At 42.4% G+C, this 11,557-nt stretch carries 8 protein-coding genes; all 8 read right to left on the bottom strand.

The window, feature by feature from the left end:
• Window positions 1–406: 406 nt before the first annotated feature.
• The 8 genes from JCR24_RS12160 to JCR24_RS12125 all read right to left on the bottom strand — a co-directional run bounded on the left by JCR24_RS12160 (window position 407) and on the right by JCR24_RS12125 (window position 11,549).
• Window positions 407–1,612 carry a response regulator transcription factor gene (locus tag JCR24_RS12160; RefSeq protein ID WP_238980702.1) on the bottom strand — a complete coding sequence of 402 codons (1,206 nt, stop codon included), beginning with the start codon at window positions 1,610–1,612 and terminating at the stop codon, window positions 407–409.
• 13 nt (window positions 1,613–1,625) lie between these two features.
• Window positions 1,626–3,404, bottom strand: a complete 1,779-nt coding sequence (locus JCR24_RS12155; RefSeq protein WP_238980705.1) for a cache domain-containing sensor histidine kinase — start codon at window positions 3,402–3,404, stop codon at window positions 1,626–1,628.
• Window positions 3,405–3,434: 30 nt separating this feature from the next.
• Window positions 3,435–4,436: a substrate-binding domain-containing protein gene (locus JCR24_RS12150; protein ID WP_031409164.1), complete on the bottom strand. Its 1,002-nt coding sequence runs from the start codon at window positions 4,434–4,436 to the stop codon at window positions 3,435–3,437.
• Between the two features lie 517 nt (window positions 4,437–4,953).
• Window positions 4,954–6,129, bottom strand: a complete 1,176-nt coding sequence (locus JCR24_RS12145; protein ID WP_238980701.1) for a sugar ABC transporter permease — start codon at window positions 6,127–6,129, stop codon at window positions 4,954–4,956.
• Window positions 6,062–7,645, bottom strand: coding sequence for a xylose ABC transporter ATP-binding protein (locus JCR24_RS12140; protein ID WP_238980700.1), 1,584 nt, complete (start codon window positions 7,643–7,645; stop codon window positions 6,062–6,064). The genes JCR24_RS12145 and JCR24_RS12140 overlap by 68 nt, the downstream gene beginning before the upstream one ends.
• Window positions 7,646–7,755: 110 nt before the next feature.
• The gene (gene xylF / locus JCR24_RS12135; RefSeq protein ID WP_238980699.1) at window positions 7,756–8,850 is read right to left on the bottom strand and encodes a D-xylose ABC transporter substrate-binding protein; all 1,095 of its coding nucleotides are present in this window, start codon (window positions 8,848–8,850) and stop codon (window positions 7,756–7,758) included.
• Window positions 8,851–9,481: 631 nt separating this feature from the next.
• The gene (locus tag JCR24_RS12130; RefSeq protein WP_238980698.1) at window positions 9,482–9,853 is read right to left on the bottom strand and encodes a DUF3899 domain-containing protein; all 372 of its coding nucleotides are present in this window, start codon (window positions 9,851–9,853) and stop codon (window positions 9,482–9,484) included.
• Between the two features lie 70 nt (window positions 9,854–9,923).
• Window positions 9,924–11,549, bottom strand: coding sequence for a peptide ABC transporter substrate-binding protein (locus JCR24_RS12125; protein ID WP_238980697.1), 1,626 nt, complete (start codon window positions 11,547–11,549; stop codon window positions 9,924–9,926).
• Between the last annotated feature and the right edge of the window lie 8 nt (window positions 11,550–11,557).

The following is an 11,557-nucleotide window of genomic DNA, read 5'->3' as shown; positions in this document are numbered from 1 at the left end:
GCACCTCCTGGGTTTGTTTGTGTCGCTACTCACATTCTACAGGAAAGGTGCTCTTTTTTCTATACCCTTTGGATTTTATTGGATAATCAACACGCCTGTATTTTTATAAAAATTTAACTTTGTTGAAGCGTTTTCAAAAACATCCATGAGGAAACACCCCTTCTGATCTCGACATAGAATGATGGATCAAGGTACGGACATTTTTGCGGAAAGTTCCATGAGCGGCACGATCTGCTCTCCACCCGGAGATGAAAATGACCGCTTGCCGACAAGGTTTTCACGGAAAGAAAAAGGTGTCCCCATAAGGATCGGGACACCCTTTTTCACTAATCGTATCCATTTTTGATAACAGATAACCTTTTCGATCCGTCTCCTCTCATCCAATACTCGCTCCTCCCTGATCATCTCAAAAGGTATCCTTTGTTATGTGCATTTTCCGATATTGATTTGGAGACACCCCTATCGTCTTTTTAAAAGCCGTGCTGAAATAATGCTGTGTATCATAACCGACACGTTCAGCAATTTCATGAATCGGCAACTCGGTAGACAAAAGCAATTCCGACGCCTTCTCCATCCGAGTTTTCGTCAACAAATGGGTAAACGAAATGCCGAGTTCTTGTTTGATCATTCGGCTTAAATAAACCGGGGAAACATTGAGAAACTGAGCCACGGACTCAAGCGTCAAATCCGGCTGGCTAAAGTGTTTCTGTATATACTGCCTAGCGCGGCGGACAATCGGAGAAATACGGCTTTCTTTCTCCATTTGCTCTTTGCATTTTTCATATGCCGTTCTCACCCCGCCCATTCCTCCTTGCACTGTTTCTATATATACACTAGCTTTGATATGCAGATGTTGCTTCAGTGCCATTTCAATTTGCCTGCACTGTTCTTCGCTGATCGCTTTCCAGCTGATCACAACGACGAGCTCGTTCGGATCACGAAAAATAATTTTTTCGCCATCTTCCAATAATTCAGAGAGGGCGTTTTCGATGGCAAATAAAAGCAACTGCCGATCCCGATCGCTCACAATGGGCTGATTTTTAAATGAAAACCATTGAATGACAATGATTTGCGCAGGGCAAGACCACGAAAGTCCAAGCAATGACAGTTGCTCGATCATATCCTCCTCTGTCAGTCGCCCTGCCACCCATTCCATTCCTAATTGCTGGCGAAGCACGTGAGCATGCTTCTGTACTTGATTTGTTAACAGTTCCATATATCGTTTTTCCTGTTGCTCCTGTTCGAGCTTCTCCTTCACTTTTGCGACTACTTCGCGCAATTGCTGCGGATGAGTGGGCTTTAATAAATAATCATCCACTTGAAGGCGAATCGCTTCCTGTGCATACGAAAACTCATCATAACCGGTAATCACAATCATACGACAATGGGGCAACTTCTCCCGCGCATGTTTCATCAGTGTAATCCCGTCCATAATCGGCATGCTTAAATCGACAAACAATACATCGACTCGATGCTGCAAAGCGAATTCCAACGCCTCTTCCCCATCTTCTGCTTCTGCAACAACTTCCATGTTAAATTCATGCCAATCGATTGATTCCCGAATTCCTTCACGAATGATAGCCTCATCGTCCGCAATCAACACTTTCCACATGAATCCATTCCTCCTAAGGAAGATGGGGGATGATCGGGTGCACAATTGTCACAGTTGTCCCTTTCCCTTCCTGACTATCGATATACAGTCGATAGCGAGGACCAAATGTTAACTGTAAGCGGGCTTGTACGTTCACCATTCCGTACCCTTTCACCTTTTTCATCTTTCCTTCTTGGTCTCCCGATGTAAAGTCAATGGCTAAACTTTTCTGCAACTCTTGTAGCCGCTCCCGTGACATTCCGACGCCATCGTCTTTTACACAAATATACATCGCTCCTTCATGTTCTCGCGCTTGAATCCAAATATGCCCTTGTCCTCTTCTCTGTTTGATACCGTGATAAATCGCATTCTCTACAATCGGCTGCAATAGCAACTTTAACACATAAAATTGTTGCAGATGTTCTGGAATATCAAAGGTATAGTCCAACTTATCTTTATAGCGAACTTCCTGGATACGTAAATAACTTTTCGTATGTTCTACTTCCTCAGCCAAACGAATCATATCCTTCCCCTTGCTCAATCCAATGCGGAACAACTTTGCCAGATTGTTGACCAACTCGGCAACATCATCAGCCCCTTTTTTGCGCGCCATCCATTGAATGGTATCTAATGTATTGTAAAGGAAGTGCGGTTTAATTTGTGCTTGCAATCCCCGCAACTCTGCCTCCCACCGCTGTCGCTCTTGCCATTCCGCCAAAGAAATAAAATGCTGCATTTGATCCAACATGTGGTTGAAACTTCGACCCAATATCCCAATTTCATCCATACGCTCCCCATGATAACGAACCGTTAAATCGCCTGCTTGCGCTTTTTTCATAAATGCCGTCAGCTGACTGATCGGACGAGATAATGAAAACGACAGGTAATAAGAAGTACCAATGGCAATAAAACAGACGAAAAAAATAAAACTGACGATATAAAAACGGATTTCTTTCACTTCTAGTGCTGATTCATCACTGGGAAACACTCCGATTGTTGTCCAATTCGTAAACGGCGAGCGCTGGTAAATAAACTGAACGTGTTGTCCATTGATGTTCTTGAAAAATGAACGGCTATTTCCTTTGATCCAGCGCATCGGGACAGCTGTCACTGTGGAACGGCTCGGAGTATAGATGCTTTTCCCTTGCTCATCCATCACCAGTAAATATCCCCATTTTCCAAGACGGATATTTTTGGTCGCTTCCGCAATGACTCTCAACTTTAAATCAACCAGTACAACCCCTTTCACGTTTTGTGTCTCCGGATCCACAATGGCTCGAACCGCGGATATGACTTCTGCACTTGTATAATGGGCATGAGAAATAACATTTCTTCCAACCGGATGACCGAGCATTTTAAAAATCCCTTTATTTTTCACAGCCTCACGATACCATGATTCCCTTGTCAACGGCCGGGGAGAACGGCTGTACATTTCATTGCTTATATAGTCGCCATACTCGTTAACAACTAAAATCCCCGCAATCTCGGGATACAACGTAGTGATTCCTTGCAAAAATTGACGCATTTCATAATCATTGCGAGGCGCTCTACGATCCAAGAACGCTTTTATTTGCGGATTAAAAGCAATCAGATACGTTGCGTTTTGCATATTATTGGCATAAAACTCTAATGTCTGATTGACTTGGCTAATCAATTGCAACGTATTTTCATTTACTTGTCGTTCAATAATTCGATCCACCGTCCACCCTACCAAGCTTCCTAAGCAGAGTGCAGGCACAATCATTGAGATGAGTAACAACGAAACAAACTTGTATCGTATCGGCCAATGGCTAACCCGCCAACGCTTCAGCATTCGCAACGTCAATCACTCGTTTCTCTGTAGTCATTTGGCATAAAAATGATCCACATTTTCTCGTGTAACGATCGTAATTCCTGTATCAACATACGCGGGTAGCGGTAAATCCCCCGATCGTGATGGTGAGGTAAGATGATGATGGAGATGAAATAAAAACTGCAGCGACCAGTACCCCATATTCCATGTTCCTTGCGCCAATGTCGCAGCGATCACACCTTCCTTCACCAAATCTAATGTTTGTTTTTCTGTATCAAAACTAATGACCGTAATCTCTTTCTTATTTAGCTCTTTGATTGCTTCCGCCACGCCAACTCCTCCGTTCGCTTCTGTGGCAAAGATCCCTTGCACATCCGGATAATCTCGCAAAATCTCTATTGCCGCCTGTTTTGAGACCATAGTGTCTCCTTTTCCATTCTTCACAGCCACCACTTGCATTCGTGGATATTTTTCATAGATCGTCTCAACAAATCCTCTCGTTCTCTCTTGATGATTAAGTTGATGGGGGGAGGTAATCACGGCAACGTTTCCGCCATTTCTCAGTAGTTTTGCCATTTCGTGAGCAGCTGTCACTCCAGCACTATAATTATTCGTCCCTAGAAACGAAAACGCCTTGCTTCCCGAAGCATTCGAGTCAAATAATACAACTGGAATCCCTTTCTCAACAGCTTTATTGATTGTCTTTGTCAGCGCGGTCGGATTAATGGCGGAAACAGCAATACCTGCCGGTTTTCTCGCGATCACTTGTTCCAGCACCGTAACTTGCTCGTTGACATCATATTGGGTAGCCCCCCGATATTCCACGGAGACGTTCAATGCTTCCGCTGCATCTTCAAATCCTTTCAGACAGCGCTTCCAATAATCCATACCTGATTGGAAAGTGACCATGACGTATTTTTCATCTGGTTTGCCTTGAAACGCTGTCTCTCCTTGAGAAGCTAAACGGAGGCGAGAAATTTCTAAATGATAGCGGTATATATAAAGAATAAACAAACTGACTAAACAAGCATAAATGAGTAGTAACTTCTTCACTATGCTAATCCCCCTTGAACTCTCCTGAATCAAAAACTTATGGCAACAAAAACTGACGGAATGATGCAGGATTTCCCCTAAGTATAGATGACGTTTCTTTCGAGGGCAATAGGAGAAGGCTTTTCCTTAATCAATGTACCATGTCTGAACGGCAAAATCCAAAACAAAAAAGATTGTCTCAAAAACAGGTGAGACAACCGTTTCATCATAATTTCATCCGATAGATTAATCGTTCTGTTCTCTTTTCGCTATTAGAATGATGTCAATCCAAAAAATGGATATAGAGAACAAAGGGAGTATAATAAAATAGGTTCAAGGTGTTCAATCATGAAAAAGAGTACATTGGATAAAGTGTACCAGATTTGAAGCGATTGAATTATGCTTCGAGCGGGAACAAGTATCCACCCCCATCGCCCACATACCAAAATGCCCCATGTTTAAAGGGAGAGAGCTGGCCTGAAAAAGAACCAGCTCTCTCCCTTTTTTCTTCAATCAAACCGCTCAAACCATGTGAGATTCAACTCGCCTTATCCTTATTTGAAATGTCCATCCAAACAGCGATAACTAAAATTAACCCTTTCACGATATATTGCCAAAAAGTCTCAATATTCATCATACTCATGCCATTATCGATACTAGCCATAATCAGAGCGCCGATGATTGCCCCAACGATGTTTCCCCTTCCCCCCATTAAACTTGTACCGCCAATCACGCAAGCTGCAATGGCATCCAGCTCATACATCTCTCCAGCGCTTACCGTGGCGGCATTCAACCGACTTGTCAAAAGAACACCCGCTATGGCAGAGAGAATTCCCATTAAAACAAAAACGGACAGCACGACTCTCTTAATGTTGATTCCGGATAATGCAGCCGCCTCAATATTCCCGCCGATCGCATAAATATATCGTCCAAATGGTGTCTTTACAGCGATGAAAACAAAGATCATCGCCAGTAAAACAACAATAAGCATGGGGATGGGAACACCATAGTAACGGTTTAGCATGTACACGAGAACAAAAATACACAGTGAATAGCCTAATATTTTTCCATAATCATTTGCCTTTGAATTAAGCGCCAAACCTAGCTCTTTTCGTTTTTTTCTATTTCTCTCTACGGAAACAAATAATAGAATGATGCTAACAATCGCTAAAATATAACCGATTGCATAAGGAAGATAACTGTTTCCAATCGCTTCAAAACTATTATCTAACGGTGCTACGGTTTCACCATTGCTAATCCCGATTAAAATCCCCCGAAAAATTAACATTCCTCCCAAGGTGACAATAAAAGCAGGAACACCGCGATAAGCCACCCACCATCCTTGCCAGAGTCCAATCAACGCTCCGGCGGCAATCGCCACTAAAATGACACTGATGGTCCCCCAACCATGCCATACTTGCAAAATCGCAGCAATCCCTCCAGTCAGTCCAACAACCGAACCCACTGACAGATCAATGTGACCAGCTATAATAATCATTGTCATTCCAATGGCTAAAACAGAAATCACAGACATTTGCATAAATAAGTTAGACAAATTCCGGGACGAAACGAATTCCCAGTCAGTTAAGAAACCAAAAATCACAGCGATTAAAAATAGTGCGATAATCAGTGTATAAGAACGGAAGTCAAAATTCCATTGCACCTTCTGATCCGTTCGGTTTCCCAATGTAGTTGTAGGAAGTGGATTTTTCATCCTTTTTTCCTCCTGTTGCACAAGTCATAATTTTTTCTTGCGTTGCCTCATGTCGTTGAAATTCCCCGGTTATTCGTCCTTCTGACATGACTAAAATGCGGTCTGACATTCCCATGACTTCTGGCAGCTCAGATGAAATCAAAACAATTGCCACCCCCTGTCTAGCCAGCTCGTTAATGATTTTATAAATTTCGTATTTGGCTCCGACGTCGATTCCACGAGTGGGTTCATCCAAAATTAATATTTTAGGATTGCTCAAGAGCCACTTGCTCAACACGATTTTTTGCTGATTGCCTCCACTAAGCTGAGATACTTTCGCTTCTAAAGAAGGGGCTTTTAATTTCATTTTTCTTGTGATTTCTTCCGCCTGTTTGACCTCCAGCGCCCGATCAATCACATGCCGCCTTGCCACCTTTTTTAATGCAACAAGAGTAGTATTTTTAATAATATCCATCTCTAAAACAAGTCCATACTTTTTCCGATCTTCAGACACATACGCCATTCCACATTCAATCGCTTCCAAAGGCCGGTGAATATGAACTTGTTTGCCATCAATCCAAACAGTTCCTTCTTTCTTTCCGCGATAAGCGCCAAACAGGCTAGTAAACAGTTCTGTCCTTCCAGAGCCCATCAATCCGGAAATTCCCAAAATCTCGCCTCTCCGTAAGGAAAAAGAGACATCCCCGATGATTGTTCGTCCTGTCCTTTGATCTCTAACAGAATAGTTTTCTACTTTAAGCACTTCTGGTCCAATATCTCGAGGTTCATAAGGATATAACTCGTTCAGTTCCCGACCTACCATCTTTGCAATAATCCGTTCTTCCGTCAACAGATCAATAGAATCCGTACTAACGGTTTGTCCGTCACGTAAAACTGTTACTGTGTCAGCCAATTCCATAACTTCGTTTAGTTTATGGGAAATATAAATACAAGTAACTCCTTGGGCGCGAAGGTCTCGAAGAATTTGTTTTAACACTTCTACATCACTGTCCGTCAGTGCAGCTGTCGGCTCATCTAAAATAATGATCTTAGCGTCTTGGGCGAGTGCTTTGGCGATTTCTACTAACTGTTGCTTGCCTACCGTTAAATCTCGAATCTTTGTTTCCGGGTCAATATTCAACCCGATTTTTTGCAACCATTTTTGCGTCTCCGAGTACAACCGATTCCAGTCTATATATCTCCGTCGCATTAACTCATGACCAAGAAATAAATTCTCGGCAACGGTCATTTCGTCAACCAATGCCAATTCTTGATAAATAATAGCAATTCCCGCTGCCTGTGACTCTTTAATGTTTCTAAATCGAACTTCCTTTCCCTCAATATAAATCCTTCCCTCGTATGTCCCATATGGATAAACGCCGCTGAGAACTTTCATCAACGTCGATTTCCCAGCACCATTTTCTCCACAAAGGGCATGGATCTCTCCCTTACGAACGGAAAAAGTCACGTTGTCCAATGCCCGAACCCCTGGAAACTCTTTTGTAATTCCCTTCATTTCCAAAATATACGGTTGCATAGATCCCACCTACTAACAAAGAAAGTTAAATTGGTAAACTAAGTTTAGAAACGACGGACAGCATTCGCGCCTTTAAGCGAAGATGCTGTCCGCCCATCGATTCTAGCGAATTATGGACGCGGCGGGCGTTTATCTTCGGGCACATTTTTATAAACTTCATCATACGAGTGGAATCCGTCTTTAATAACGGTATCAATGACATTATCTTTATCCACCATGATTGGATCCAACTTGATAAATGGTACATCCACTTTTCCATTATTTATCGTTTCATCCGTTTGAATTTTCTCTCCTTTCGCCAGCTGTACAGCCACTTCCGCGGACTTTGTCGCGATGCTCTTAATCGGCTTGTACACCGTCATGGATTGAGTGCCTTCGACAATCCGCTGAACGGCAGCCAAGTCGGCGTCTTGACCAGAAATCGCCACTTTTCCGTCCAATCCTTGAGCTTTCAACGCTTGGATCGCCCCGCCTGCCGTGCTGTCATTTGATGCCACAATCGCATCAATTTGGTTTTTGTTGGCCGTCAATGCATTCTCAATAATTCTCATTGCTTCAGAAGCTTGCCAGTCTTTTGCCCATTGATCCCCGACAACCTTAATATCACCTTTATCGATTAGTGGTTGCAATACCTTCATTTGCCCTTCTCTAAACATTTTGGCATTATTGTCAGTCGGTGAACCTCCTAATAAAAAGTAGTTTCCTTTAGGAACTTTTTTCACCAAATATTCCGCTTGCATTTCGCCGACACGTACGTTGTCAAAAGACACATACGCATCGACATCTGCATTCATGATAAGCCGGTCATAAGCAAGCACTTTGACCCCTTCTTTTTTAGCCTGTTGAATGACTGGTGATAAGGATTCCGTATTAACGGCTACAATGACTAAAACATCAATCCCTTGGGAAAGCATATTTTGAATTTGCGACAGTTGCTTCTCGCTATCCCCGTTTGCAGACTGAACTAAAACATCGGCCCCTAACTTCTTAGCCTCTTCAACAAAAATGTCACGGTCATGCTGCCATCTTTCAAGCGTCAGGTCGGATACCGAAAAACCAATTTTTATTTTTTTGTCTTGGCCCGCCTGATTTCCGCTTTTGTTTCCGCTTTCATTTTTGGCGACATCCTGCCCGCAGCCGGACAACAACAGGAAGATAAGAGAAAGTAATAAGACAGGGCTTAAGAACTTTGAAACCTTCTTCATAGTAACCCCCCTAATGGCTAGTAATTTTTAAAACTTTCTTTTAAGTAAATTATAAAGCAATTATCTTTGTTTGTCTATAACACAAACAAAGGTGAGCCAACCAAGAACTTTATGGAAGAACTTTCTCCATCATTACAGGCGATGCCCTAAGAGGCTGGTGAAAAACCGTTGTTTCCCCTGACCAACAAGGGAACGCGTGACAAAGCAGTTTCGATGCTACAACGATTCTCTATTTGAGAAATAGCGCGGTTTGAGAGGCAATGCGATGAATCGGCATGCTTCCTTACATCACCGCCCTCCTAAACTTATATATACATGAATATTGAAAAGTTCCTCCCTATAACTAGGAGCCAATCCCGTTATTTTGCTTCATCAGAAACACCTTGAAAAATGCTTCCAAATTACCAACAATCATCATGAGGAGAGTTAGATAAAGAGAAGCAGCTCCCATAGTCAACCTCGCAGCATCGACCTTCTTTGCGCACGTCCACTCATCGATTAAGGGAAACAGCTGGTTTTTCACCATCCTTCTAGGATACAATAAAGGGGCTATTCCTCCTTCCCTGCCTATCCGCACCGAACTCGAGAGATTAACTTTTTAAGGTAACATTATATACACTACCGTTTAGCTTTAATAGTATAAAAACAAATAAATGAAAGATACAAATAGACACCCTGTACCCATACCAAGAAAAACGAGTTTCATACGGTTGATCACCTGACTTTTCCAAGCATCCAACTGAACACCGTTGGTCCATTTTTCCTCTTCTCGAATCAACATTTTTGGTTTTGGCACGATCCATCGATATAGTTGCTGAAAGCCTCGGAAGAAAGATCGGAAAAAGCCCGTTCGATGAACAAATATTGCTGCCCCTAGCATTAGTAAGGTAAGACCTAACAAAAAACAATCGTTAATAAATACAAGTGCACTCACCTCATAAAATTGTTTAATACATAATAAAATAACAATTGCACAAAGATTAGCCACAAAGTACAGCGCCATGCTCCCCCTCCTTACGGAGAAAAAGAGGAAGAATTATCCATATTAGGAATAATTCTTCCCCTTATTTATCTTACTCCGCTACTTTTTTCGCCCAGCGCACATCCGGATAACGGTTGACAGGATAGACAATGCCTTTGAATTTCGGCGACGTTAAATAATTTTGCGAATAGAAATAAACAGGGATAAACGGCAAATCCGTCATTAATACTTTTTCCGCTTCATGGAGGAGTTCATATCGTTTCTGGTCATCTTGTTCTACTTTCGCTTTGGCCATCAAATCATCAAATCGCTTGTTTACCCAGTTCGTGCGGTTGTTCGGGCTGTCACCTAAGTAGTAATCCAAAATCACTGTCGGGTCAACAAACACACCGACCCAACCCATGCGGGCCATTTGGAAATTGGACTGCTGTGTCGTTTCCAAGTATGTTTTCCATTCTTGGTTGGCCAGTTTCACTTTCACGCCAAGGTTCGTTTTCAACATTTCTTGAACAGCTTCAGCAATTTTTTTATGGTTCTCGGCGGTATTATACATTAGCGTGACTTCTGGAAGCTTTGTCCATCCTTCTTCCTTCATACCTTCTTCCAATAACTGTTTCGCTTCTTTGACGTTCTCTTCAAAATAAGAACCGCCCACTTCGCGGAAATCGCCTTTCGGAGTATTGACACCGTATGGTACGAAGGCATAAGCCGGTTTTTCACCAGATTTGGTAATATTTTTGACAATTGCCTCCCGATCAATGGCCATGGCAAAAGCGCGGCGAATTTTTGCGTTCGTAAACGGTGGTTTGTCTACATTCAGCATAAACATATACGTACCAAAGTATGGAGTGATTTTAAACTCCTTATTATTTTTTTCTTGGTCAATGACGTCAGTCGGCAAGGTGTCAATTAAGTCAAGCTCCCCTGTTTTATACATTTGATAGTATGTCGTCGCATCATTGACCATCTTCCATGTTACCTTTTGCATATTAATTTGATCTTTGTTCCAATAATGTTCATTCTTTTCGATGACAACTTCACTATTATGCTTCCATTCTGTCAAACGATAAGCCCCGTTGCTTACATATCCTTTTGCGTCCGCTGCCCATTTCGGGTTCGATTCAACGAGAGATTTTTTCACTGGATAAAATGTCCACATGGTCAGCAATTTATCAAAATATCCCAACGGTGCTTTTAATTCCACTTGGAATGTTTTGTCATCCAACGCCTTAATCCCTACCTGATCCGCGCTTCCCTTTCCTTTGTTATATTCTTCGGCCCCCTTGATGTAATACATATAAAAAGCGAACGGGCTCCCTGTCTTCGGATCAAGCACACGTTTCCAAGCGTATTCAAAGTCATAGGCCGTGACTGGATCACCGTCAGACCATTTTGCATCCTCACGAATCGTAAACGTATACGTTTTTCCATCTTCTGATATTTTTACATCACTTGCGGCTCCTAATACAGGCTCTCCTTTTTGATTTTTCGTATACAATCCTTCAAATAGGTGGTCGATCACCCATCCCGACGTCGTATCCGATGCGATTGCAGGGTCTAAGCTAGGCGGCTCAGTCTTTGCATTCAACGTAATTTCCTGCTTAATATTCTTGGCCGCCTCACTTCCTTCATTTGACGGCGTTTCATTGCTGCAAGCGACAAGCGCCGTTGAAACGAATAGCAACAACACCAATACAGTTAGAAGACTTCTTTTCATCCTTGATT

Origin of the sequence: Geobacillus sp. YHL (assembly GCF_022341265.1) — a bacterium.
GTDB classification, from domain to species: domain Bacteria; phylum Bacillota; class Bacilli; order Bacillales; family Anoxybacillaceae; genus Geobacillus; species Geobacillus thermoleovorans.
The sequence above is the reverse complement of the archived record's forward strand: the minus strand, read 5'-3'. Positions and strand labels throughout refer to the sequence as shown.

Excerpts from the sequence above, each read along its gene's own strand:
- JCR24_RS12160 (WP_238980702.1), bottom strand. The coding sequence starts at position 1,612 with ATGTGGAAAGTGTTGATTGCGGACGATGAGGCTATCATTCGTGAAGGA.
- JCR24_RS12155 (WP_238980705.1), bottom strand. The coding sequence starts at position 3,404 with ATGCTGAAGCGTTGGCGGGTTAGCCATTGGCCGATACGATACAAGTTT.
- JCR24_RS12145 (WP_238980701.1), bottom strand. The coding sequence starts at position 6,129 with ATGAAAAATCCACTTCCTACAACTACATTGGGAAACCGAACGGATCAG.
- JCR24_RS12140 (WP_238980700.1), bottom strand. The coding sequence starts at position 7,645 with ATGCAACCGTATATTTTGGAAATGAAGGGAATTACAAAAGAGTTTCCA.
- xylF (WP_238980699.1), bottom strand. The coding sequence starts at position 8,850 with ATGAAGAAGGTTTCAAAGTTCTTAAGCCCTGTCTTATTACTTTCTCTT.
- JCR24_RS12130 (WP_238980698.1), bottom strand. The coding sequence starts at position 9,853 with ATGGCGCTGTACTTTGTGGCTAATCTTTGTGCAATTGTTATTTTATTA.
- JCR24_RS12125 (WP_238980697.1), bottom strand. The coding sequence starts at position 11,549 with ATGAAAAGAAGTCTTCTAACTGTATTGGTGTTGTTGCTATTCGTTTCA.